This window comes from Faecalibacterium sp. HTF-F, assembly GCF_023347535.1.
GTDB lineage: Bacteria > Bacillota > Clostridia > Oscillospirales > Ruminococcaceae > Faecalibacterium > Faecalibacterium wellingii.
In genome coordinates this window covers 370,429-396,105 of record NZ_CP094473.1, presented here as the reverse complement: position 1 = coordinate 396,105, position 25,677 = coordinate 370,429, and the positions used below count along the sequence as shown (strand labels likewise).

General features: G+C 57.7%; 19 protein-coding genes, 1 tRNA gene and 1 other annotated feature. Of the genes, 15 read left to right on the top strand and 5 right to left on the bottom strand.

Annotated elements, in window-relative coordinates:
* Window positions 1-341 precede the first annotated feature (341 nt).
* Both MTP37_RS01880 and MTP37_RS01875 read right to left on the bottom strand, forming a co-directional pair.
* A complete protein-coding gene (locus MTP37_RS01880) occupies window positions 342-2,252 on the bottom strand; it encodes a hypothetical protein (RefSeq protein WP_249237955.1) in 1,911 nt (636 codons plus the stop codon).
* A gap of 7 nt (window positions 2,253-2,259) precedes the next feature.
* Entirely contained in the window at window positions 2,260-4,359 is a 2,100-nt protein-coding gene (locus MTP37_RS01875) for an efflux RND transporter permease subunit (protein ID WP_249237954.1), read from the bottom strand.
* Between the two features lie 255 nt (window positions 4,360-4,614).
* Here MTP37_RS01875 and MTP37_RS01870 point away from each other — a divergent pair, with 255 nt between their 5' ends.
* The 15 genes from MTP37_RS01870 (at window position 4,615) to MTP37_RS01800 (ending at window position 19,872) form a co-directional block, all read left to right on the top strand.
* Window positions 4,615-5,217, top strand: coding sequence for a TetR/AcrR family transcriptional regulator (locus MTP37_RS01870; protein WP_249237953.1), 603 nt, complete (start codon window positions 4,615-4,617; stop codon window positions 5,215-5,217).
* A 67-nt stretch (window positions 5,218-5,284) separates the two neighbouring features.
* Window positions 5,285-5,360 (top strand) — tRNA-Val (locus tag MTP37_RS01865).
* A 361-nt stretch (window positions 5,361-5,721) separates the two neighbouring features.
* Window positions 5,722-5,994, top strand: coding sequence for a hypothetical protein (locus tag MTP37_RS01860; protein WP_015518051.1), 273 nt, complete (start codon window positions 5,722-5,724; stop codon window positions 5,992-5,994).
* A 217-nt stretch (window positions 5,995-6,211) separates the two neighbouring features.
* On the top strand, window positions 6,212-6,922 hold the full coding sequence (locus MTP37_RS01855; protein WP_005942793.1) for a LytR/AlgR family response regulator transcription factor: 711 nt from the start codon (window positions 6,212-6,214) through the stop codon (window positions 6,920-6,922).
* On the top strand, window positions 6,919-8,202 hold the full coding sequence (locus MTP37_RS01850; protein ID WP_249237952.1) for a GHKL domain-containing protein: 1,284 nt from the start codon (window positions 6,919-6,921) through the stop codon (window positions 8,200-8,202). Before MTP37_RS01855 ends, MTP37_RS01850 begins: the two co-directional genes overlap by 4 nt.
* 262 nt (window positions 8,203-8,464) lie before the next feature.
* Window positions 8,465-10,384, top strand: a complete 1,920-nt coding sequence (locus tag MTP37_RS01845; RefSeq protein ID WP_249237951.1) for a glycoside hydrolase family 2 protein — start codon at window positions 8,465-8,467, stop codon at window positions 10,382-10,384.
* Window positions 10,385-10,437: 53 nt separating this feature from the next.
* Window positions 10,438-11,229 (top strand): glycoside hydrolase family 3 C-terminal domain-containing protein, encoded by a 792-nt coding sequence (locus tag MTP37_RS01840; RefSeq protein WP_249237950.1) that lies wholly within the window; start codon window positions 10,438-10,440, stop codon window positions 11,227-11,229.
* Between the two features lie 256 nt (window positions 11,230-11,485).
* A complete protein-coding gene (locus MTP37_RS01835) occupies window positions 11,486-12,118 on the top strand; it encodes an SGNH/GDSL hydrolase family protein (RefSeq protein ID WP_249237949.1) in 633 nt (210 codons plus the stop codon).
* A gap of 24 nt (window positions 12,119-12,142) precedes the next feature.
* Entirely contained in the window at window positions 12,143-12,871 is a 729-nt protein-coding gene (locus MTP37_RS01830) for a GntR family transcriptional regulator (RefSeq protein WP_249237948.1), read from the top strand.
* 454 nt (window positions 12,872-13,325) lie between these two features.
* Window positions 13,326-14,378 (top strand): TRAP transporter substrate-binding protein, encoded by a 1,053-nt coding sequence (locus MTP37_RS01825; RefSeq protein WP_249237947.1) that lies wholly within the window; start codon window positions 13,326-13,328, stop codon window positions 14,376-14,378.
* Between the two features lie 96 nt (window positions 14,379-14,474).
* Window positions 14,475-14,734: a binding site (T-box leader), on the top strand.
* Between the two features lie 109 nt (window positions 14,735-14,843).
* Entirely contained in the window at window positions 14,844-15,788 is a 945-nt protein-coding gene (locus MTP37_RS01820) for a bile acid:sodium symporter family protein (protein ID WP_249237946.1), read from the top strand.
* A gap of 190 nt (window positions 15,789-15,978) precedes the next feature.
* Window positions 15,979-17,115 (top strand): N-acetylglucosamine-6-phosphate deacetylase, encoded by a 1,137-nt coding sequence (gene nagA / locus MTP37_RS01815; protein ID WP_249237945.1) that lies wholly within the window; start codon window positions 15,979-15,981, stop codon window positions 17,113-17,115.
* A gap of 38 nt (window positions 17,116-17,153) precedes the next feature.
* Window positions 17,154-17,888 carry a LytR/AlgR family response regulator transcription factor gene (locus MTP37_RS01810; protein WP_249237944.1) on the top strand — a complete coding sequence of 245 codons (735 nt, stop codon included), beginning with the start codon at window positions 17,154-17,156 and terminating at the stop codon, window positions 17,886-17,888.
* Window positions 17,885-19,174, top strand: coding sequence for a sensor histidine kinase (locus MTP37_RS01805; protein ID WP_249237943.1), 1,290 nt, complete (start codon window positions 17,885-17,887; stop codon window positions 19,172-19,174). The genes MTP37_RS01810 and MTP37_RS01805 overlap by 4 nt, the downstream gene beginning before the upstream one ends.
* A gap of 128 nt (window positions 19,175-19,302) precedes the next feature.
* Entirely contained in the window at window positions 19,303-19,872 is a 570-nt protein-coding gene (locus MTP37_RS01800; protein ID WP_249237942.1) for a LemA family protein, read from the top strand.
* A gap of 173 nt (window positions 19,873-20,045) precedes the next feature.
* On the opposite strand, the gene MTP37_RS01795 is transcribed toward MTP37_RS01800, so the two are convergent.
* From MTP37_RS01795 to MTP37_RS01785, 3 genes are all read right to left on the bottom strand, one after another.
* The gene (locus MTP37_RS01795; protein ID WP_249237941.1) at window positions 20,046-21,350 is read right to left on the bottom strand and encodes an HlyC/CorC family transporter; all 1,305 of its coding nucleotides are present in this window, start codon (window positions 21,348-21,350) and stop codon (window positions 20,046-20,048) included.
* Window positions 21,351-21,640: 290 nt separating this feature from the next.
* Window positions 21,641-24,253, bottom strand: coding sequence for an ATP-dependent chaperone ClpB (clpB, locus tag MTP37_RS01790; RefSeq protein WP_249237940.1), 2,613 nt, complete (start codon window positions 24,251-24,253; stop codon window positions 21,641-21,643).
* A gap of 485 nt (window positions 24,254-24,738) precedes the next feature.
* Window positions 24,739-25,641 carry a DegV family protein gene (locus MTP37_RS01785; protein WP_249237939.1) on the bottom strand — a complete coding sequence of 301 codons (903 nt, stop codon included), beginning with the start codon at window positions 25,639-25,641 and terminating at the stop codon, window positions 24,739-24,741.
* Window positions 25,642-25,677 lie beyond the last annotated feature (36 nt).

The window sequence follows — 25,677 nt, the reverse complement described above, 5'->3', positions numbered from 1 at the left end:
AGAAACAGGAAGGAGCTGTTGGGGCCGCGGCCTGCAAGATGCGAGTGCCGTCCAAGGCACGAGGCAGCTGCAGGGAGCCGCAACCCGAATATATCAGCGGAAAATTTTTTGATATTGCAGATCAGCCAGGCCCGCGGGCCTGGCTGATCTGCTTTTTCACGAAAGGGGCCGGAAAGGAAAACAGCATCTGTCTGCGCAGGCTCTCTGCCGGAGCCGCTGTGTGGAAGGAAGAAGCTGACATAAAATGGTCGCAAAGCAGAAGCCCCCGGCTGCAATTCGCAGCCGGGGGCTTCTGCTTCTCTATGAAAAGAGGTTCATCATGAGTTCTCGGAAATGGCTTATCAGAACTTGAACAGGTTCACGATGCGCTGCCACAGACGGGTGAAGATGTTGCCTTCCTTCACGGTCTCGGTCTCGGCTGCAGCAACGTCCACAGAGGCAGCCGTCTCGGCGGTCTTATAGACGAACTTGACGCTGCTCTCGGCATCATCCGGTGCACCGGCAAAGCTGGTGTAGTCGTTCAGGCGGTCGGTCATCTCGTCCAGCACGGTCTTCAGGCCATGGAGCTGATCCTGATCCAGCGCGCCGGTCAGCTTGGAGATGCCTTCCTCGTTGAACTGGTTCAGACCGTCGTTCAGTCGGCCTGCGCCGTCATTCAACTGACCTGCACCGGTGTTCAGGGTGTTCACGCCGTCATACAGGGTCTTGGTGCCTGCAGCCAGCTGTGCGCTGCCATCCTTTGCGGAGTGGGCACCGTCCGCAGCGGTCTGCACGCCTGCGGTGTACTGGTTCACGCTGGAAACAAAAAACTGGATCTGAGAAAGGCTGGTCTTCAGGGCGCGGACATCGGCCATATCCTGACTGTTCTCCACCTGATACTTCAACTCAGCCTTGGCGGTGTTCTTGGCATCCTCGCTGGTCAGCAGCTGCACCAGACCGCACAGCATGGAGGGGTCGTAGTTCTGCATCAGCTTGAGGGCTGCTTCCAGATCGTGGTTCGTCTTGGTCGCGGACAGATACAGAGCCAGATCCAGCTGGCTGTCCTTGAAGCTGGGAGCCTGCTCCCACACGGTGCGCACGATCTTGCGGCGTCCGGCAGCGAGGGTCTTATCGTTCATGGTGAGGATGTTGTCGATCACAGCCTCGTAGTTCGACCATGTCATGTCCTCGTCGATCAGGCCGCCTTCCTTCAGGGTCTTGTTGGCAGAAGCCAGCACACCGTCCGCCACCTGCTGCGCACCGGCGTTCAGTGCTGCATTGTTGGCGCTCAGGGTGTCCAGACCGTTGGTCAGCTGGCCAAGGCCGTCGTCCAGCGCGGCAGCACCGTTGTTCAGGGTGTTGGCACCGTCCAGCAGGGCCAGAACACCGTTTGCCAGCTGAGAGGTGCCGTCCACCAGCTGGGAAGCGCCGTCCATGAGCTGGCTCATGGCATCGTTCAGCTGGTTGATGCCGTCGGTCAGGTCGTTGATGCTGCTCAGGTCGAACACGTTGCTCGTACCCAGAGCGGCCGTGCTGGTGGCACAGGCCACCATGACCTGCGGGCAGGTCAGCTCGGTGACATCCGCCTCAACGGTAACGGTGTCCTGCAGATAGTCTTCGATGCTGTCCACCTCATCGGGCAGCAGGCCGGACAGGGAATCCTTCACGCCCGGCAGGGTGACAAAGGCGGCAACGCTGCTCTTGGCGGCGCTCTCGACCATGCCGTGTTCTGCGGTCACGTTGGAAGCATCCCCGCCCAGAATGACGCCCACAGCGGTGATCAGCGGGGTGACGATGGTGCGGTCCTTGCCGTTCACGTTCACGGTGCCGGTCTCATTGTTCTTCAGGGCAACGGTCACGGTCAGATGGCCGCTCTTGCCGATGAGGTCTTCCAGTGCAGCCTCCTGCCCGTCCAGAGCGTAGGTCACCTTCACATCGATGGGCAGGGCCTTGTCGGTATTGCCCTTGTAGTAAACATCGGTGTCCTCGGTGTTCCAGACCAGCTCTTCGCCGTTCTGGGTGAACTCGGCATCGCTCTCGGTGTTCTGGATGTCGGTCAGGGTGGTCTTGTCGGTGACGCCGGACAGGCCGGAGGCGCTGTACAGGTGCTCGCTGACGGTGGTGCTCTTGATGGAGCCGTCGCCGTTCATCACAGCATAGACAGTCTCGGATTTGGAAAAGCTGCTCTTACCAGCTGCAAATGCAGGCATGGCGCAGCCTGCGGCGAGTGTCAGAGCCAGCGCCGCACTGGCGAAACGAAGCGATTTTTTCATAACGCAATTACTCCTTTTCAGACTTCTTGGCGTTGGCGGATTCGGGTATCATCCACTTGAGGGTGGTGTGGCGGATGATCCAGTCGCACAGCATCAGGGCTGCGGGCAGCACCACCAGAATGACCACCATGCTGATCAGTGCGCCGCGGGAGATCAGCAGGCAGATGCTCTTCAGCAGCTCCATCTTACTGATGGCAGCCACACCGACGGTGGCGGCAAAGAAGGTCAGGCCGCTGGTCAGGATGGACTGGCTGCAGTGCTCCAGCGACTGCTGGGCGGCTTCCTTCGGGGTGCGGCCAAAGGCACGCTCCTCGTGGTAACGGGTGGTCATCAGGATGGAGTAGTCCACGGTAGCACCCAGCTGGATGGTGCCGATGACGATGCTTGCAATGAAGGGCAGCTGCGTACCGGTGAAGTACGGGATGCCCATGTTGATGGCGATGGCGGCTTCAATGCTGGCCACCAGCAGCGCCGGGATGGAAATGCTCTTGAAGGAAACGGCGATGATGACCAGAACAGCCATGATGGACCAGACGTTGACGTTCTTGAAGTCCACATCTGCCACTTCGATCAGGTCTTTCGTCATGGCACCCTCGCCGGTGATGACGCCCTCAGGGTCTACGTTCTTGATCAGGCCGATCATCTCGTCCAGCTGGTTGTTGATGGCATCCGTGCCGGTCTTATAGGAGCTGTTGGCCAAAATCAGCTTGTAGCCGCCGGACTGCAGGATCTCCATGATGCTGTCGGGCAGCAGCTCGGTCTGGAAGCCCGGGCCGGTGATGGAATCCAGACTCACCACCTGCGTAATGCCGTCCACGTCCTTGAGTTCATCGCACAGGTCGCTCACCTCAGTGGCGGTCAGGTCGTCATGCACCAGAATAAAGTGGCTGGTGGTCATGCCGAAGTCCTCGCCCAGCTTGTTGGTGCCCACGATGCCGGTCAGGTCCTGCGGCAGGGAGTCAAACAGGGTGTAGTACACCTCGGTCTTGTTCTGCGCGATGGCAAAGGGGATGAGGAGGAGGATAAAGACGACCACGATGGGCACCGAGTGGTTGGAAACAAAGTAGCTGAGCTTTTTCAGCTTGGGGATCACGGTGCGGTGCTTGTACTTTTCCACCCATTTATCAAAGGTAAGGATCAGGGAGGGCAGGATGACCACGGTGCAGATGACGCCGAGGGCAACGCCCTTTGCCATGACAAGGCCGATATCGCGGCCCAGCGTCAAACGCATGGCACACAGTGCAAGGAAGCCTGCAATGGTGGTCAGGCTGGAAGCAGAGATGGAGGTCATGGTCTTGCAGATGGCGCTGGTCATAGCCTCCTCGTTAGAGGAGCGCAGCTCCTTCTCTTCCTGATAGCGGTGCAGCAGGAAGATGGAGAAGTCCATCGTGACACCCAGCTGCAGCACGGTGGCCAGCGCTTCGGTGATGTAGCTAATCTGGCCCAGAAAGATGTTGGTGCCGAAGTTGTACGCAATGGGGAACAAAAGGCCCAGCATGAACAGCAGCGGGGTGATGGTGCTTTCCAGCGAAAGGAACAGCACCAGCAGGCTGGCACCCACGGCGATCAGGATGTACATGGGCATTTCCTGATTGACCAGTGCCTTGGTGTCCTGCAGGATGACGCTCATACCGCCGAAGAAGCAGTCCTTGCGCAGCAGCTTTTCGATCTGAGCGACGGCTTCCATGGTCTCGTCGCTGGCGCTGGGAGCGTCAAAGCGGACGATCAGCATGGTGGAATCGTTCTTGCCGAACATGAACTGCTGCACATCGGCGGGCAGCATCTCGGTGGGGATGCTGGGGTCGATCACATCGCTGAGCCAGAAGGTCTGGGTGACGCCGGGCACGGCTTCGATATCCTTCTTCATGGCGATGAGCTCGTTTGTGGGCAGGCCCTCTACCGTGATCATACCGGTGGAGGCCAGATGGAAATCGTCCTCAAGGGCTACCTCGCCGATCATGGAATCCAGATCCTGCGGCAGGTAGGTGAGGATGTCATAGTTGATGCGGGTGGCGATCGCGCCGATCGCGGAAGGGATCAACAGCAGGAATGCTACTGTTAAGATCAGCTTGCGCAACCGCACGATGCCCTGTGCGATCTTTTTCATGAGAACCCTCCATAGAAAGTGGTTTGGTTAAAGAATCTTAGTAAAATGACTCTCGGTCATTTCTAAGCAAAATCTATTATAATCATGTCGGACCGGGTGTCAAGAATAAAAAATGACCAAAGGTCAGTTTTCTTATCAACTGCCTGAAATTGTATAAGAACTGGCCCTTGCGCTATCCTTCCGGGACTGCTAAAATATTGATACAGCACGAACGAGCGAGAGAAAACAAGAGGAAAAGAGGAATCGTCAGGGACTATGGGTACCGTGGAGGGCAAAAAGCAGGAGAAGCGCCGGGCGCTGCTGGAGGCAGCCTATGATCTGTTTCTGGAGCGAGGTGCCGCAAAAACCAGCGTGGAGGACATCACCAGCCGGGCCAAGGTGGCCAAGGGCACCTTTTATCTGTATTTTCAGGATAAAGGTGCGGTGATGCAGGCGCTGCTGGGCCGGGTGAGCTACCAGCTGCTGAGCGACGCGTGCGAAGCGGTGGAAAAGCAGACAGAGCTCGAAAACTTCCCGGACAAGATGGTGGCGGTGATCGACCACATCATCGAAGCGCTGCGGAAGGATACGCTGGTGCTCAAGTTTCTGGAGCACAACTTCATCTGGCCGGGGCTGGACCAGATCGAGGCCAGCCGCGAAGCCGAGCCGCTGATGCGCAAGCTGCTGAACGTGGTGCTGACCAGCCCGGAAATGGCCGGCCGCACCGAGCGGGAGATCTACCAGCGCATCACGGCACTGGGCAGCATGTGCATGTCGGTGTGCTATTCCAGCGTGCTGGAGGGCAAGCCCGATGACATCGAGGCCATGAAGCCGGTGCTGTATGATATCATCCGCAGGTCGCTGAAGGTGGAAAAATAAAAAATCACAGAAAAGTATTGCTTTTTTGCACAGGCTGTGGTAAACTATTCAAGTCGATATGACTTATGGACGGTTAGCTCAGCTGGTAGAGCATCTGCTTGACGTGCAGGAGGTCACAGGTTCGAGTCCTGTACCGTCCACCAAAACAAGAGCCTCTGACTTTGGTCAGGGGCTTTTTTGTTGCGTCATCCACTAACCCACGTCGGAGCCGGACGGTACAGGACTCGAACAGCACGGCCACGCCGCAGGCGGGGCAACAAACACCCCAGTGGGGTGTTTGTTAGTGCGCGGTTCCCAATGCGTAGGAATGTCTACCAAGAAAGATGCCGCCAGACTCATTCGAGTCAGGTCTTTTTGTTTTGGTGGACAGTACAGGACGAGAACCGGGACAAGCAAAGGCAGGGTATCACCATGAAGGCGATATCCTGCCTTTTGATATTCTTAACAAGGCGTGGTATACTCGGCTCAGTTCAACAAATCGGAATTTAATGGAGGGATGTTTCTATGAAATCTTTTGTTTGCAGTTTGTGTCACAATGGCATACTTGGAGGAGGTCTGTACCTCGATAGTCAGTCGCTTACTTACAAGACAAACAAGCTTACAGTTGACAAAAAATACAGAAATTTAGTTTTGCCGATGCAGGAAATAAAAGAAATCTCTTGGAAGTGGATAGTCTTTCCAATTGCAACAGTTAATATGAAAAATGGAGAACTATATAAATTCATTATTTTCAATAAATCACGCTTTGCAAAATGGTTTCAAGAGTATTCTCGATAAATACAAAGTGTCAAATTCAGGTTTGCCTGCCCTTGACAATGCACTGCCGCAAAAGTCCTCAGACGGTTGTCTGGGGATTTTTTATTTGTGGTGCATGGTACAGGATGGGAACTGCATCTGTTTTCCCCGCAAGGTTTTCCATTGCATTTCGGCGAAAAGTATGTTTCAATAAAAAGAGTGATACGGCGATCAGACGCAGAGAGAAGGTGGGTGCAGGATGTTCAAAATTGCGATCGTAGAGGATCAGGAAGAAACACGGGAAAGCCTGAACCGGTTCGTCCGGCAATATGCGCAGGAGCAGGGCCTGCAGGTGGAGATCAGTCTCATCACAGACGGTGCTGAGATCGCAGAGCACTATACGCCGGGATTCGACATCATTTTTATGGATGTGGAGATGCCACGGCTGGACGGCTTTGGAGCCGCCGAAGCCATCCGGGCCGTGGATGCGGATGTGGTGCTGGTCTTTGTGACCAACATGGCACAGTATGCCATCCGGGGCTACGAGGTAGATGCACTGGATTATGTGCTGAAGCCGGTGAACTATTATCAGTTCTGCACCAAGCTTTCCCGAGCCATCCAGCGGGTGCAGCGGCGCAGAGGCGGGCAGGTGGTGCTGCAGCTGGCGGGCGGCGGCATCCAGCTGCTGGATACCGCGGATATCTATTATCTGGAGACCCACAGCCGGATGCTGTACTACCACACCTCCAAAGGCGAGTTCGCGGCACGTGCCAGCCTGCAAAGTGCCGAAAAGCAGCTTGCCGAGTATCATTTTGTCCGCTGCAACCAATGTTATCTGGTCAATCTGGCCTACGTCAAGGGCATTGAAAACGACTTTGCCCTTGTGAAAAACGACCGGCTGGAGATCAGCCGACGGCAGCGCACGGCCTTTCTTACTGCGGTGGCATCCTACATGGGAGGTGTGCTGTGACGGCAACGCTGCTGAACAGCCTGCTCCGGGCACTGCTGCGCTGGGGCGCGGCGCTGGTCTTTTGCCTGCCTCTGCGGCATCGGCCCCATTTCTGGGCCCGTGCCTGCGGGATGCTGCTCCCGCTGCTTTTGTTGGCGCAGCTGCTGGACCCGCTGGCACAGTCCACAACACTGTGGCAGCAGCAGCTCCTGCTGCTGGTACTTTACGTTTCCTTTTTTGCGCTGCTGGGCGGGATGATCTATCTGTGTACGGATATCAATAAAAAAGGTGCCCTGTACTGCGCAGTATGGAGCCTGCTCATCGCGCAGTGCGCTTACGAGAGCTGGTGCTTTCTGGAGCTGCAGTTTATCCGATATGGACACCCGCTGAACATGGCTTCCCCTTGGGCGGTTCTGGTGCAGCTGCTGTCCGGGGCGGTATTCTTTGCGGCGGTGTACATCCTGCTGGCGCGGCAGCTTCCTTATAAAGGAGATTATCATATCGGGCCCCGGCAGCTGTTCAGCGCGTTCTTCATTGGCATCCTGTTCATGGTGCAGGCCGCCGTGCTGGACAATGCCCGCGCCGAACATACTCCGCTGAGCCTTACCGTTACCATTCTGATCGGGCAGTTTTATTTTATCACCCTGCTGTATTTCCAGAGTGAGCTGTTCAAGAAGTCTGCCATGGAAAAAGAGATGAATGAACTGAACCTGCTGTACGAGCGTCAGCGTCAGCAATATCAGGTGGCCCGGCAGAACGTGCAGATCATCAACAAGCGCTGCCATGAGCTGAAGGTGCAGATTGCCAATCTCCGCAAGCTGTCGCCCGAAGCGGTACCACAGGAGCGCATTGATGAGGCCGAGCGCGCGGCCCGCCTGTATGACGCGAACCGCAACACCGGCAACGAGGTGCTGGATGTGGTGCTGACCGAGAAGAGCCTGCTGTGCGAGTCCCGGGGCATCCAGCTGAATGCTGTGGCAAACGGCAGCTGTCTGGGCTTTTTTGAAGCGGGAGATCTGTACGCATTGTTTGCCAATGCGCTGGATCATGCCGTGGAAAGCGCCGTGCAGGCCTCCCGGCCGGAGTGCCGGGTCATCGATCTGCTGGTCTGTGTGCGGCAGGGTTTTGTGGTGGTGAACATCATCAGCCCGCTGCGCCCGCCGGAACAGCAGGCAAACCGCTCTGCACAGTACGAGCTGAAGGTGATCCGTCGCATCGTGCAGAAGTACAAAGGCACTTTGACTCTGGAAGAGCAGGGCGAGTTTTTTGCGGAAAAGATCATCTTTCCGCTGCAAAAATAAGTTAAGAAAACGGCAGCCGCCGCAGAAGTTCCGGAAACGGAAGGACTGCGGCGGTTTTCTTTTTGCGGCTTGTTGGATACATCTGCTTGTGAAAAACTTACAAATATATTAGTTCACATTTGGCATCCCAAAACCGAATGTGCACGCAAAACGACCGATTTTCGCACGCATCTTGCGAAACACGGTCACTCTGATAAAATAATGACAAAGAACAGAAAGCAACAAAAAATCACTGTACCACAGCAAAAACAGGAGGAATCGGATGCGTAGTATTGCAAAGCTCATGAAGGACTGGCAGTTCACCGGCCCGAACGGCGTTACCACCGCCGTAGAGCTGCCCCATACATGGAACGCCAGGGACGGTCAGGACGGCGGCAACGATTACTGGCGGGGCTGCTGCACCTACTGCACCCGCTTTGCAGCACCGGTGTACGACCCGGCACAGCAGCAGGTGTGGCTGCAATTTGAGGGCGTCAACGCCAGCGCTGCCGTGCTGCTGAACGGTCAGCAGCTCTGCACCCATGACGGCGGCTACTCCACCTTCCGGGCAGAGGTCACGGAACTGCTGCAGGCAGAAAACCAGCTCACGGTGCGGGTGGATAACAGCGTCAACGACCGCATTTACCCCCAGAAAGCGGACTTCACCTTCTACGGCGGCATCTACCGGGATGTGAGCCTGCTGGTGGTGAACAAGAACCACATCGCACTGGGACACTTTGGCGATACCGGCGTGAAGATCACCCCGGCCCTGCAGGAGAACAGCGCCGACATTCAGGTAGAGACGCTGGTGGAAGGCAGCGGCACCGTGACGGTGGAGCTGCTGGACGCCGAGGGCCGCACCGTTGCAAAGGGCGAAGGCGAAAATACTTCCCTCCATCTGGATGCTCCCCACCTGTGGAGCGGCATCAAAGACCCCTACCTGTACACCTGCGTGGTTCGTCTGCTGCAGGACGGCCAGCCGGTGGACGAAGTGACCACCCGGGTGGGCCTGCGCAGCTTCTCTGTGGATGCAAAGAAGGGCTTCTTCCTCAACGGCAGGCCCTATCCCCTTCACGGTGTGTCCCGCCATCAGGACCGCAAGGGTCTGGGCAATGCCATCACCCGGGAGATGCACGATGAGGACATGGCGCTGATCCGGGAGCTGGGTGCAAACACCGTCCGGCTGGCCCACTACCAGCACGACCAGTATTTCTACGACCTGTGCGACCAGTACGGCATGGTGGTCTGGGCAGAGATCCCCTACATCTCCGAGCATCTGCCCAATGGCCGGGAAAACACCATCAGCCAGATGAAGGAGCTCATCCACCAGAACTACAACCATCCCTCCATCGTCTGCTGGGGCGTGTCCAACGAGATCACCATTTCCACTAAGGATAAGGCCGATATGCTGGACAACCATCGGGTGCTCAACGAGCTGTGCCACAAGATGGACCCCACCCGCCTGACCACGCTGGCCTGCTACGCCATGTGCGGCCCCTTCAACCCGGTGGCGCACATCACCGATCTGGTGAGCTGGAACCTGTATCTGGGCTGGTATGTGCCAGGCCTGTTCCTGAATGACCTGTGGATGAACTTTTTCCATCTGGTGTACCCCAACCGTCCGCTGGGCTTTTCCGAGTACGGTGCCGAGGGCATGCCCAACCTCCACAGTGCCCACCCCCGCCGGGGCGACCACACCGAGGAATATCAGGCCAAGTACCACGAGTATATGCTGAAGTGCTTTGACCGCCACCCGTGGCTGTGGGCGACCCATGTCTGGAACATGTTCGATTTTGCAGCCGACGCCCGGGATCAGGGCGGCGAGCCGGGCATGAACCACAAGGGTCTGGTCACCTTTGACCGAAAGACCAAAAAGGACAGCTTCTACCTCTACAAAGCATGGTGGAGCGAGGAAAACTTCGTCCACATCTGCTCCAAGCGGTTCACCGACCGCACCGAGAAGGAGATCGAGGTCAAGGTCTACTCCAACCAGAACTCCGTCGCCCTGTATGCGGACGGCAAAAAGCTGGCAGAGCAGACCGGCGAGCACATCTTCAGGTTCCGCGTGCCGCTGCATGGCAAGGTGGAGCTGAAGGCGGTTGCAGGCGACTGCATCGACACCGCATCCTTCTGCAGTGTGGCGACCCCGAACCCCAGCTACAAGCTGGTAAAGACCAAGTCCAAGAGTGCAAACTGGGTATAAACAAGGACATTCCGCTGTCTGGCGGTTGTTATACATGAAAAGGAGGAGAACCAATGAATACCAAGAAACCCAAAGTACGTTTGTGGTCGGTACTCACTGCACTGACGGCAATTTTGACCATCGCCGCCATCGTGGGCAACATGATCGCAAATCAGTACGCCACCACCCTGAACGTTGCTCTGAATGCATCGACCTATAAGATCATCAAGGGCGACACTACGGAAGATACCGAATACTTCAAAGCGGGCTTTACTTCCGACGAAGAGCGCGAGGCTTACGAAGCAGAGCTGTGCGCCACCGTTGAGGCCGAGGGTGCTGCCCTGCTGAAGAACGACAACGCTGCCCTGCCGCTGGCAGGCAGCGCCAAGGTCAGCCTGTTCGGCCATGGCTCTGTGGACCTGATGTACGGCGGCACCGGCTCCGGTTCCGTGGATACCAGCAAGGCCCCCAACCTGAAGGAAGCACTGGAAGCTCAGGGCATTCAGGTCAACCAGACGCTGTGGGATCTGTACAAGTCCGACAGCATGATGACGAATTACAGCCGCGTTACCCCGGCTTCCATCTCGGATACGCTGGAAGCAAACACCCAGTACGCTGTCAATGAAGCTCCGTGGAGCGCACTGTCCAGCGCCGAGAGCAGCTTTGCCGAGTACGGCGATGCTGCCATCGTGGTGTTCTCCCGCTCCGGCGGTGAGGGCGCAGACCTGCCCAGCGGTGCCAAGATGAAGGAGATCCAGGCGGTCAATGCCTGCCGCCGCGATGCAGTGGCCAAGGGCATGAAGCTGGAAGAGGCCATGGACAAGTGGCAGACCATGGATCAGCTGCCGGCGGAATACCGGAGCTGAGGCCCTGCGCGAAGCATCTCTCATTGTGGACGGCTGCCTGTACAAAAGCAGCCGTCCATTTTGTATGCCGGGAAAAGCTTTGAAAAAACTGTTGTGTTTCCCGGCGGCGCAGAGTATAATAAAATCATTCTAAGCGGTTCTTTTGTTGTTTCCGGTTTCCGGCACCTGCACAGCAGCGGATACACTGCAAGCCCGGCCTGTCTCCCCAAAACAGGCGCAAAACGCTGTGCAAGCAATGGAAAGGAAGACTGTGAACATGAAAAATATCCTGTGCTATGGCGATAGCAACACCTTCGGCTTTACCCTGCACGGCGGACGCCACCCTTATGACGTGCGCTGGACCGGGCGACTGCAGCTGGCCCTTGGCCCGGCGTACCGGGTCATTGAGGAGGGCTGCGGCGGCCGCACCACTGTGTTTGAAGACCCCATCGATCTGGGCCGCAATGGCCGCACCAGTCTGCCGGTGTGCCTTGCCAGCCACAACCCGCTGGATCTGGTCATCCTGATGCTGGGCACCAACGATATGAAGCACTACTTCCAGAACAATGCCTGGAGCATCGGGCAGGGAGTGGCCCAGCTGCTGCACCTGATCCAGACCTATCCCTATGCGCCCAATTATTCTGCCCCGAAGGTGCTGGTGGTCTCGCCCATCCATATCGGGCCGGATGTGGCGCACAGCCCCTTCGGCAGCTTCCAGCCGGAGGCCATCGAGATCTCCAAAGGTCTTGCGGCAGAGATGCAGCGTGTGGCAGAGCAGGCGGGCTGTGCATTCTTTGATGCCGCCGCCGTGGCGGGCCCCTGCGACGAGGACTCCATCCACATGGACGCCGCGAACCACGCAGCGCTGGCCCGGGCACTGGAACCGCTGGTCCACCAACTGCTGGACTGAGAAACCGTTTTCGGAGAGATACCTATGCCGACCAAGGAAAACAGCAGCCTGCCGCTGCTCATCAGCCCGCGGCTGGAGGGCGAGAACAACCGCGAATATGCCTACCGCGTGCTGCGGCAGAACATCATCACGCTGCAGTTCGCGCCGGGCCAGACCCTGAGCGAGGCAGAACTGAGCGAAAAGTTGGAAATGAGCCGCACCCCAGTGCATGAGGCTGTGATGATGCTCAAGAACGAGTGGCTCGTGGATGTGCAGGCCCAGCGCGGCAGCAGCGTTTCCATAATCCGCGTGGACTACCTGCGCGAGGGCTTCAATATGCGGCTGATGCTGGAAGCCAGCATCATGCAGCAGCTGGCGGGCCGTCTGACCATGCAGCAGCTCAAGCCGTTTGCCGCCTGCATCGAGGCGCAGGCCAAAGTGGCCAACACCGGCAACTATGAGACCCCCGGGCAGGAGTTCGTCTCGCTGGACAACGACTTTCATCAGCTGCTGTACCACTATGGCGGTTACGACCGCGCATGGCAGGCTGTGCACAACGTCACCTCGCACTACGACCGGGTGCGCTACATGACCAATGCGGTCATCCGACAGGATGAGAACCGTGTGGTGGAAGAGCACCGCCGCTTTTACAACTACCTCATGCTTGGCATTCCACCCACGGTGGACATCCGTCAGGAGATGGAGGAGCATCTGGGGCATTTCCGCGATGGATTCCAGCAACTGCTGAAAAAGTTCCCGGATTTCTTTGAGTGATATATCATAACAGGTCAAGACCCGTCAGCGGAGCTGTATCCGCTGGCGGGTCTTTTTTGCTTCGCAATAAAAAAGTGCGAGTTCACGCTTTTTAAGCAGTCTTGGAACAAAAGAAGGCCCTCGCATCCGCCAGGAAATTACATTCGATATATCAATCAATACCGTGTATTTTCCGAGAAAATCAGCCTTCGGCTCCGTGAAAAAAGGCCGATTTTTGTGCATTATGCTCTATTTTCACAGAAAATATTCGGTTTGAGAGAATATGTGTTTTCTATTGACGAATCTATTGAAATGAACTAATATATCATTAAATAGACGGTCATCCCGTCAAAGCAAGATCACCGCCCGGCGTGGGGGCCGGGCCTGACACAAAGCCGGAACACCAACCCGAACGAAGCAAGCAAAAAGAACGCTTACAAGCAAAAAATCCGACAAGCAGAAAAGGAGAAGCACTATGCGTATTCACAAGATCAGCCGTCGCAACTTCATGCAGATCACTGGTATTTCAGCTCTGGCAATGGGTCTGGCCGCCTGCGGCGGTTCCTCCAGCAGCACAGCAGCAAGCTCCACCGCATCCCCTGCCGCTTCTGCCGCTGCGGGCAATGCCTCCTACAAGATCACCATTGCGCATCAGCAGGACGAGACCGACTCCATGCATCTGGGTGCTGTGGAGTTCCAGAAGTATGTGCAGGAAAAATCGAATGGCCAGATCGAGGTCGAGATCTTCCCCAACGGCCAGCTGGGCCCCGAGGTGGACATCATCCAGTCCATCCTCTCGCAGGGCGGCTGTGATATCACCTTTACCGGCGAGACCATGCAGACCTACGAGCCGGATCTAGGCATGATCGGTATGCCGTACCTCATCCAGAGCGATGAGCACATGGATAAGGTGCTCAACGGCGAAGTCGGGCAGGAGCTGGAAGGCCTGATGGAAGCCGCAGGCATGAAGTGCCTCGCCTACTACACCCGCGGCCCGCGCTACATCACCTCCAACCGCAAGATTACCTGCGTGGCCGACTGCAACAATCTGGTCATCCGCACCCCAGCCGCCGCCATGACCGTGTCCGCCTTTGAAGCATTGGGCGCCAAACCCACCCCGATGGCTCTGGCCGAGGTGTTCACCTCTTTGCAGCAGGGCACCATTGAGGCACAGGAGAACCCGCTGGCCATGATCTACACCAAGAGCTTCTTTGAGGTGCAGAAGTATCTCATCCTCACCGCGCATCTGCGTGCATGGGTGTATGTGGCCATGGGCAAGGCCCAGTTCGATGCTCTGCCCGCCGAACTGCAGCAGGTGGTGATGGACGGTGCCGCCGCCGCACAGGCCACCGAGCATCAGCTGTTCCTGGACAACGAGGAAAAATATTACAACGAAATACAGGAAAAGGGCATGGAGTACGTTGAGGTGGATACGCAGGAGTTTGCCGACGCCATGATCGGCGGCGTGCTGCCCACCCTGACCGACAGCCAGAAAAAGCTGTACGATAAGATCGCAGCCCTTGCCTGAACCGCTTTCATCCCTGATGCAAACCAGATGAAAAATCCGACGGGCCCCATCCCTTGACTTTGCCCTTGCGGAAGAGTATACTGCGGGGCAGTGAAATATTCGGCTATGACGAGAAAGAGTACCCGGAAAGAATGCCGCAGAGAGCTGCCGGATGGTGCAAGGCAGTGCAGGGCGTCCGTGGGAAGATCCTCTCCGAGCTTTCCGGCTGAATGGGCAGCATCTGCGCCCCAGTAAGCGGGAACGGCAGGCCCCCGTTATCACGGGCCGCGCATTGTTGGATGCGCACTGAGGGGCCGGGCTTTGCACCGGCAATAAGAGTGGTACCGCAGAGGAATTTTTACGCCTTTGTCTCTTACGAACCGTAAGGGGCAAAGGCGTTTTTATTTGCGGGAAAGCCATTTTCCGGATGTTTCATTGTCTTTGCATCCGCAAAAATAAAGTGTTCAGAAAAAAGGAGAGTTCATCATGAAAACACTGGAAAAAGTAAGCGACTTTGTGGGCAAGTACATGGCCGCCATCGTCATCGTGGTGGCGGCGCTGGCCCTGTTCTTCCCGGGTACCTTCAGCGTGGTCAAGACCGCATGGGTCAACACCCTGCTGGGCATCGTCATGTTCGGCATGGGCCTTACCCTGAAGCCGGAGGACTTCAAGGTGGTGTTCAGCCGCCCGAAGGACGTCGTCATCGGCTGCATTGCACAGTTCACCCTGATGCCCTTTCTGGCATGGGCGCTGACCCAGGTGTTCCATCTGCCCACCGAGCTGGCCATCGGCGTCATCCTCGTGGGCACCTGCCCCGGCGGCACCTCCTCCAACGTGATGACCTATCTGTCCAAGGGTGACGTTGCACTGTCCGTTGGCATGACCGCTGTTTCCACCGTGCTGGCTCCGTTCCTTACCCCGCTGCTCACCCTGCTGTATGCCGGTCAGCGCGTGGATGTGAACCCCATGAACATGTTCCTGTCCATCGTCAAGGTGGTGCTGGTGCCCATCGCACTGGGCTTTGTGGTCAACCACTTCTTCCATGCCTTTACCCAGAACGCCGTCCGCGTGCTGCCGCTGGTCTCCACCACTGCCATCGTGCTCATCATCTGCGCCGTTGTGTCCGCAAACTCCGCCAAGATCATGACCAGCGGCCTGCTGATCCTTGCTGTGGTCATCCTGCACAACCTGCTGGGCTACCTCACCGGCTTTGGCGTGGGCAAGCTGCTGAAGCTGGATTCCACCAAGTGCCGTGCAATTTCCATCGAGGTCGGTATGCAGAACTCGGGCCTTGCCACCTCTCTGGCCGCTGCCCACTTTGCACAGTATCCGCTGGCGACCATCCCCGGCGCTGTGTTCTCGGTGTGGCATAACATTTCCGGTGCCATCCTCGCCAACTTCTTTGCCCGCACCGCAGAGAAGAAGGACTGATCTTTCATAAAGCAGCAGGACCCCCGGCAGAGCATTGCGTTCTGCCGGGGGTCCTGCTGTATTTTTTTGAAAAGCCGCTGTAACACTGGTTATTTTCACCAGAAAATGTTATAATTTTCGGTAGACAGACTGCGCTTTTGCTGCGCAGCAGATGCAGATTTTATGATGAATAGTACGGAGGGTTAAGCGTATGATCATCCAGAGCAAGAAGGTATGGCTTGCCGACCAGTTTGTGCCGGCTGCATTGGAGCTGGAGCAGGGCCGGATCACCGGCATCTTCCCCTATGGGGAAAAGCAGGCCGATGTGGACTACGGCTCCAAGCGCATCGTTCCCGGCTTTATGGACATCCACTGCCATGGTGCCTATGAGTTCGACACCAACGACGCAAAGCCGGAGGGCCTGCGCTACTGGGCCAAGCATATCGTTTCCGAGGGCGTGACCAGCTTTCTGGCCACTACCGTCACCCAGAGCGTGGAGGTGCTGACCAATGCCGTGGCCAATGTGGCCGACGTAATGGAGGGTGGCTATGAGGGTGCCGAGATCCTTGGCATCCACTTTGAGGGCCCCTACCTCGATATGAAGTACAAGGGCGCACAGCCGCCGGAGTACATTGCAAAGCCCAGCGTGGAGCAGTTCAAGCACTATCAGGAGGCCGCCCGCGGCCACATCCGTTATGTGACCCTTGCACCTGAGCACGACGAAGGCTTTGCCCTGACCCATTACCTGACCGAGCACGGCGTGGTGGTCAGCATCGGCCACAGCGCCGCCACCTACGAGCAGGCTGTGATGGCATGGGCCAACGGTGCCCGCTCCATGACCCATGTCTACAACGGCATGTCCCCCTTTGCCCACCGTGCAAACGGTCTGGTGGGCGCAGCCTACCGCATCCGCACCATGTACGGTGAGATCATCTGCGACGGCTGCCACTCCACCCCGGCTGCCCTGAACAACTACTTTATGAGCAAGGGCCCGGACTACGCCATCATGATCTCGGACGCACTGATGGCAAAGGGCACCCCCATCGGCAGCGAGTATATCTTTGGCGGCAACCATATCACCATCTACCCGGACGGCAGCGCGCATCTGGACAACGGTACGCTGGCCGGTTCCACCCTGAACATCAACAAGGGCCTGCGCATCCTTGTGGAAGAAGCCATGGTGCCCTTCAACTACGCACTGAACGCCTGCACCATCAACCCGGCCCGCTGCCTGCATCTGGATGACCGCAAGGGTTCCATTCAGGTGGGCAAGGACGCCGACCTTGTGGTGCTGGACGACAACTACGATGTGCTGCAGACCTACTGCATGGGCAAAGCCCAGCTGTAAGTGCCCGGCCAACACGAACAAAGGATGTGGAAACCGCTATGATCCAAATCGCATTCTGCGACGACGACCAGACTGTTCTGGATCAGCTGTCTGCCCTGCTGGAAAAATACCGCACTCAGCGCTGCATCCAGATCCAGTGCACAGCGTTCCGCAGTCCGCTGGATCTGCTGGCCGAGATCGAAAAGGGCGTGCGGTATGATATCCTGTTTCTGGATGTCATCATGCCGGCTGAAAACGGCATCACCGTCGCCAAGGAGATCCGCCAGTACGACACTGCAGTCGAGATCATCTTTCTCACCTCTTCCACCGAGTTTGCGGTGGAATCCTATATGGTGGGCGCCTACTTCTATCAGCTCAAGCCCATCTGGGAGGAAAGCTTTTTCCGACTGACCGACTCGGTCATTGCCGAGTGCCGCCGGGCCGACCAGCGCAGTCTGGTGCTGCGGTGCAAGACCGGCATTTCCCGCATCGAGCTGGATCGGCTGCTGTACTGCGAGGTGCTGGGCCGCACCCTGCTGTTCCACCTTTCAGACGGCGGCGTTCTGGAGAGCACCGGCAGCATGGACGAGCTGGCCCGGCAGCTGGCCCCCTATGAGATCTTTCTGCGCCCGCACCGCTCGTTCCTTGTCAACATGGAATATGTCCAGAACATCTCCAGCCGGGCCGTCACCCTGACCAATCTGGTGCAGATCCCCATTCCCCACGGCAAATCCTCCGACATCCGCCGGCAGTATCTGGAATACGCCTTCCGCCGAAAGCAGGTGATGCTGTGAGCAGCCTCCTGACGGAAGCCCTTTCCCTGTGCAACCTTGCCGCGGTGGGCATTTTCGGCATCGTGCTGTCTGCCGCCTTCTGTGAGATCGAATGGACCCGCCGCCGCAGGCTCCTGCTTGTGGGATGCACCATCCTGATGCTGGCGCTGCAGGGTGTGGTCAGCCTGCGCTGGGGCACCGGCCTTGCCCGGTATCTCTACCCGCTCATCACCCATCTGCCGCTGTGGCTGCTGCTGGCCGCCATGACCCGCCGTGCGCTATGGTCGCTGGTATCCGTGCTGACAGCCTATCTGTGCTGCCAGCTGCGGCGCTGGGCCGCGCTGCTGGTCATTGCGCTGTTCCCGGCGGGCGGCACCGTACTGCAGGACGCCACCGAGCTGATCGTCACTCTGCCGATTCTTCTGGTGCTGATCCGCTGGATCGCACCGTCGGTGCGGGCACTGTCCCGCTCCCCGCTTTTGCTGCAGCTGCAATTCGGCATGATCCCGCTGCTGAGCTATCTCTTTGACTACTTTACCCGCATCTACACCGACCTGCTTTCCAGCGGCAACCAGGCGGCTGTGGAGTTCATGCCCTTTGTGTGCAGTCTGGCCTATCTGGGCTTTGTGCTGCACACCACACAGGAGCAGCAGCTGCGCAGCCAGCTGGAACAGACCCGGAACAGCCTGAACCTGCAGGTGACTCAGGCCGTGCGTGAGATCGAAGCCATGCGGGAGAGCCAGCGCAAGGCCAGCACCTACCGCCACGACCTGCGCCATCATCTGCAGTATCTTTCTGCCTGCATCGAGAACGGCCGCACGGAAGCCGCACAGGAGTACATCCACAGTGTGTGTGCTGAGATCGAAGCCAGCAAGGTGAATGTTTACTGCGAGAACGAGGCCGCCAACCTCATCCTCTCCTCCTTTGCTGCCCGCGCACAGCACGATGGTATCGATTTCCGGGTCCATGCAGCCATCCCGCTGATTCTGCCGCTGCCGGACAGCGATCTGTGCGTGCTGTTTTCCAACGCGCTGGAAAACGCCCTGCACGCCGGGCAGCGCCAGAAGCAGGCCGGAAAGCCCGCTGTTGTGGAGACCACCGCCTACGAAAAGGATGGCAGGCTGTTTGTGCAGATCGCAAACTCCTGCTCTTTCCCGGTCCAGTTCGACGCGCAGGGCATTCCCACCACCAGCCAGCCCGGTCACGGCCTTGGCGTGCGCAGCATCTGCGCCATTGTGGAGCAATACGGCGGCATGTACAGCTTTGCCCGGCAGCAAGATCAGTTTGTGCTGCGCATTTCCCTGTAAAAGGTCGATTCAATGCATTTTGTGGGCGGTTCATGCCAAATACCCTTCTGCCGCACATTTTGTGTTATAGTAAGCTCAGACGACTGTACTGCCGCCCGATTTTACTTCTTTGAAGGGAGGTCTCCTGTATGATATACGTACTCATCCCATTGCTGCTTCTGCTTGCAGTCTGGGTCGGCGCAGTATATCGCAGTCTCCGCCAGCTGGACGACAACATCAAAATTGCCATGGAACAGATCGGCTTGCAGCTTTCCTCCCGCTTCCGCGCACTGGAAGCGCTTCTGGAACTGCTCCGCAGCTATGGCCCTTCGGCCCAGCTGGTGCTGCCGCCGCCCTCCATCCATGCGCTTTCCACACCGGCACAGGTGCTGGAACAGGAGCAGCGGCTTGCGCAGGCCATGAGCTATGTGACCGCCGTGGCCGAGAGCCGCCCGGCCATCAAGGCAGACAAGACCTACCAGCGCTGCATCGAAGCGGCCAACTGCTACAACCGCATGATCTATACCAGCAGCCTGATCTACAACGATTCGGTCACACGGTTCAACAATACCCTGAAACAAAAGCATTTTGCCCCGCTGGCCGGGCTTCTGGGCTTTGCCCCGCGGGAATATCTGCAGTTTGCACCGGACGCCCCGGTGGTCTGCTCTGCCCAGCCCACCCCGCCCACGCAACCGCCCACTCAAAAAGAACCCGCCTGAGATCGCTCCGGCTGTGAGCACATAAAAACAAAAGCAAGTGCCGCACTCTTTTCAAAAACCAGCGTTTTTGATGGAGATGTGTGCACTTGCTTTTTTGTATCGTTCGGTCTTTCGGCTGCTGTTCCTGCTTGCCGGGCAGAATGCCCTGCACGCAGCTTATGGGAAGCCGCTTCTTATTTATTCGTGATCCGGTTGAAGCGCTGCCTGTCCTCTTCGTCCTTCTTCACCTCCGGCTTATCCGCCGGGGTCAGACGCACTTCAGTCACGCGGCGCTTGGCCGTGCGGGTAACGACACCGTCGTACTCGCCCAGCGTGAACCGGTCGCCCACCTTGGGCAAATGGCAGGTTTTTTCCTGCACCAGACCGTTCACCGTATTGGAATCGATATCCTCATCCTCCGGCAGGCCCAGCCTCTCATACAGGTCGTCCACACCGGCACTGCCCAGCACGATCCAGCTGCCGTCCGACTGCCTGCGGAAGTCCTCGGTCGCTTCGTCGTGCTCATCCCAGATCTCGCCTACCAGCTCTTCCAGAATATCTTCCAGTGTGATGATGCCCTCGGTGCCGCCGTACTCGTCCACCACCACCGCCATGTGGTGGTGCTGCTCGCGCAGGGTGCGCAGCAGCTGGGAGATCTGGGTGGAGCCGGTGGTATAAAGGGTGGGCTTCACAAGGTCTTCCAGCGTGGTATCCTTGCGCAGACGGCCAAGATAAAAGTCCTTTTCATGTACCACACCAATGATGTTGTCAATGGTGCCGTGGTAGACGGGCAGACGGGAATATCCCGATTCCGCAAAGGTATCGGCCACATCATCCAGCGAGAGGTCGTCCTCCACCGCGATCACATCCACGCGGGGCGTGAGGATTTCCTCCACCTCCACATCGTCAAACTCAATGGCGCTGCGGATGAGCTGGCTTTCCCGGTCGGTCAGCTCGCCGTCGTTCTCGGCCTCGCTGACCATGGTCATCAGCTCACCCTCGGTGATGGTGTCCTCCTCGGTGCTGTGGATGAAATGCCCCAGCAGGCGCTTCCACTGGGTGAACAGCCAGGTCAGCGGGGTGAACAGGATCAGCAGCAGGTTCAAAAAGGGCGAAACCGCCGTAGCAACCGTCTCCGGCATCTCCTTGGCAAGGCTCTTGGGAGTCACCTCGCCAAAGATCAGCACCACAATGGTCAGCACGAAGGTGGACACCGTCGCGCCCCGCTCCGGGTCCAGCAGGCGGGTGAACAGCACTGTGCCAATGGATGCTGCGGCAATGTTGACGATATTGTTGCCGATGAGGATGGTGGAGAGCAGCTTGTCGTACTTTTCCGACATAGCCAGCACACGGGCTGCTGCCGAATCGCCGTCCTCAGCACGGCTTTTCAGGCGGATCTGGTTCAGGGAAGAAAATGCGGTCTCAGAGGCGGAGAAAAAGGCGGAAAATGCCACCAGAATGATCAACGCCGCCAAAAGCGTAATACTGCCATCGTCCATAAAAAGGGAAATCACACTCAACTTTCTGTTTTTGTTTGAACCCTCTCAGGCATCGCGCGGCGATGCCTGCCCCTTCCACGCAGAAGGTGCTGCTGCCCGCGATATCGCACACTGGCGCAACGCGCCTGAGAGAGTTTTGGGATAAATGTTCTCACATACAAAAATGTGCTCCCCATCGTTGCTGTTCCGCGATGAAAAGCACATCAATGTTATTTGTAATCATACCATATTCTGTACGGTGGTGCAAGCTTTCTGGCCGCAAAGTCCGTACAAAACAGGTAAAATCCGCGTTATCGCAGGGTCAAAGCGCCGTTCTCGCAGTCTACCGTCAGGGTGTTGCCCTCGGTATAGCTGCCCTGAATGATGGCCTTGGCGATCAGGGTCTCCACGCGGCTCTGGATGAACCGCTTGATGGGACGTGCACCATAGACGCTGTCGTAGGCAGAATCGATGATGAAGTCCTTGGCGGCGGTGGTGACCTCCAGCTTGAGGTGCTTGCCCTCCTCCATGCGCTTGCGCAGATCCTGCAGCTGCAGATCCACGATCCTGCGCATCTCGTCCTTGGTCAGGCTCTTGTAGTAGACGATCTCGTCCAGACGGTTCAGGAATTCGGGACGGAACTTGCTCTTCAGCAGCTGGTCGATCTGATGCTTTGCTTCCTCGCTCAGCTCGTTGGAGCCGTTGGCGCGGCGCTGCTCCAGATCGTTCAGGATGATGTCGCTGCCCAGATTGGAGGTGAGGATGATGACCGTGTTCTTGAAGTCCACGGTGCGGCCCTGACTGTCGGTGATGCGGCCATCGTCCAGCACCTGCAGCAGGATGTTGAACACATCGGGATGGGCTTTTTCCACCTCATCGAACAGCACCACGCTGTAGGGCTTGCGGCGCACAGCCTCGGTCAGCTGGCCGCCCTCTTCGTAACCGACGTATCCCGGAGGCGCGCCGATCAGACGGCTGACGCTGAACTTCTCCATATACTCGGTCATATCGATTCGCACCATGTTGCGCTCGTCGTCAAACAGTGCCTGTGCCAGTGCCTTGGCCAGCTCAGTCTTGCCCACGCCGGTGGGGCCGAGGAACAGGAAGCTGCCGATGGGGCGGTTGGGGTTGGCGATACCGGCGCGGCTGCGCAGGATGGCCTCGCTCACCTTGGTCACAGCCTCGTCCTGACCGATGACCCGCTGGTGCAGCACATCGTCCAGATGCAGCAGCTTCTCGCGCTCACCCTCCACCAGTTTCTCCACCGGGATGCCGGTCCAGCGGGCCACGATGCGGGCGATTTCCTCGTCGGTCACGCGGTCACGCAGCAGGCTGTCCTCTTTCTTGGCGGCGGCGATCTTCTCTTCCTCTTCCAGCTGTTTCTGCAGCTGAGGCAACTTGCCATATTTCAGCTCGGCAGCCTTGTTCAGGTCGTACTCACGCTGAGCCTTTTCAATGTCGGCATTGGTCTGCTCGATCTGCTCACGCAGGGATTGCACCTTGCCGATGGCGTTCTTCTCGTTCTCCCACTTTGCCTTCATGCTGCGGAACTTATCCTGCAGCTCGGCCAGCTCCTTTTCCAGATCCTTCAGGCGGCTCTGGCTCAGGGCATCGGTCTCCTTTTTCAGGCTCACCTGCTCGATCTGCAGCTGGGTGATGCGGTGGGCCAGATCATCCATCTCGCTGGGCATGCTGTCCATCTCGGTCTTGATCATGGCGCAGGCTTCATCCACAAGGTCGATGGCCTTATCCGGCAGGAAACGATCCGTGATATAGCGGTCGGACAGGGTGGCAGCGGCGATCAGGGCGCTATCGTTGATCTTCACGCCGTGGAACACCTCGTAGCGTTCCTTCAGGCCGCGCAGGATGGAGATAGTGTCCTCCACGGTGGGCTCATCCACCTGTACTGGCTGGAAGCGGCGCTCCAGAGCGGGGTCTTTCTCGATATACTGGCGGTACTCGTCCAGCGTGGTAGCACCGATGCAGTGCAGCTCGCCCCGGGCCAGCATGGGCTTGAGCAGATTGCCTGCGTCCATGGCGCCGTCTGTCTTGCCGGCACCCACGATGGTGTGCAGCTCATCGATGAAGAGAATGATCTTGCCCTCGCTCTTCTTCACCTCGTTCAGCACACTCTTCAGGCGCTCCTCGAACTCGCCGCGGTACTTTGCACCGGCCACCAGAGCGCCCATGTCCAGACTGAACACGATGCGGTCTTTCAGGTTTTCGGGCACATCGCCGCGCACGATACGCTGTGCAAGACCCTCAGCAATGGCGGTCTTGCCAACGCCGGGCTCACCGATCAGGCAGGGGTTGTTCTTGGTCTTACGGGACAGGATGCGGATCACGTTGCGGATCTCCTGATCGCGGCCAATGACGGGGTCCAGCTTCTGCTTGCGGGCAAGGTCTACCAGATCCTGACCGTATTTCTGCAGGGCGTTGTAGGTATCCTCCGGGTTGTCATTGGTGACGCGCTGGTTGCCGCGCACTGCTGTGAGCTGCTGCAGGAACTTATCTTTGGTGATGCCAAAGGCACGGAACAGTTCTGCCGTGTTCTGATCCTGCTCATTCAGCAGGCCCAGAAACACATGCTCTACGCTGACATAGTCATCCTTCATGGCCTTTGCCTCGCGGGCCGCGGCGCTGAGCACCTTATCGGTGGCCTGCGAGATATAGACCTTGTCGGGGTCACGGCCGGAGCCGGACACCCGGGGCAGAGCCGAAAGCTTTTCGGCCACGGCGGCAGAAAAGCTGCCGGGGTCCACATTCATCTTTTGCAGCAGCTGCGGGATCAGGCCCTGCTCCTGCGAAGCCAGTGCGTGCAGCAGATGTTCGGGTTCCAGCTGGTTATGCTGATACTCCACAGCCAGCTGCTGCGCTGCCTGCAGAGCCTCCAGCGTTTTCTGTGTATATTGATTGGTATTCATAAAGTCAAGCCTCCATTCATACCGGAAGGTTTATTTTAGCGGACATGACAGCCGTTTGCTAAAATCCCGGCGCAGAGATGCTGCCGAACGGGAAGCAGCGGCTATTCTTCAGTTGTTTCACGGTTTCGTGCACCTCCTGCCGAACTGGTTTCGCTTGTTTTAGCACTCTATCTGTTCGACTGCTAAAAATATACTCCTGTTTTCCCACTTTGTCAATAGGGTTCATAAAAAGTTTGCAAATCATAATTTTCCCATTCAAAAGAATCTGCCACGGTCAGTGGGTCGGGAGTTTCTCTGAGGACCGTCCGCTGGGGTGGGACCCTGTTGCCGCAAGGCAATAGGGCGGGCGATGGAATGGCCCGAGTCGTGTCCGAAGAGAAAGCTGCCGACACGCGGGCCGATTCTACGATAGCAGTTTTATGTAAAAAAGTAAGGCACCGTACAGCTTTTTAGCCATACGGTGCCGTTCTTATTTTATAATGGTATCAGCCCTGCTTTTTCCAGCGGCGCATCACGCCCATGCCCAGCGCATAGGGGCCGGTGTGCACGGCAATGGTGCAGCCGATCTGCAGCAGGCCCACTTCGCACTGTGCGCCGGGGTACTTTGCACGCAGAGCCGCGCGCGTCTGCATCCACAGGCGCTTGCCCTCGTCGGCATCGTAGCCGTAGCCCACTGTGATGCGGTAGTCGTCCGGGGTGCCGCCGTGGGCATCCAGATAGTTCATCAGCTGCTCCAGCGCTTTTTCAAAGCTCTTCTGGCGTCCGCGGGCCACGCCGCCGGAGAAGATCTCGCCATCCTTGAACAGGATCATCGGCTTGATGCCCAGCATGTTGGCTGCACGGCCCGTCACCTTGCCGATGCGGCCGCCCTTGATGAGATAGTCCAGATTGCCTACCGTGAAGAAGATCTGGTTGGTGGCCTTCTCTGCTTCCAGCCATGTCACGGTCTCGTCCAGCGTGCAACCTGCGTCCCGCATGGCCACGGCGTTTTCCACCATGGTGGACTCGGTAACGGTAGCTGCCGCGCTGTCAATGACCTCAATGCGGGCATCGGGGAAATCTTCCAGCACCAGATCCCGGGCATTGCGGGCGCTGCCCACGCAGCCGCTCATCTTGCTGGTAAACACCAGACACAGCACAGCCCGGCCCGCCTCAGCATGGGCACGGAAGATCTGTTCAAAGTCCTCGATGGAGGCAAGGCTGGTCTTGGGATAGGCCGAGGGGTTGTCCACCATGAACTGGTAGAAATCCCGCACGGCGATCTCGGTGCCCTCCTTGCGGTAGTGCTCGCCGTCCAGCGAGACGTAGAAGGGCACGACCTCAACACCAAGCTGCCGGGCCGTATCCGGCGTCAGGTCGCATGCGCTGTCGGTAATGATATCAAACATCTGTGACGCTTCCTTTTCTGCAACATTCGGGGCTGC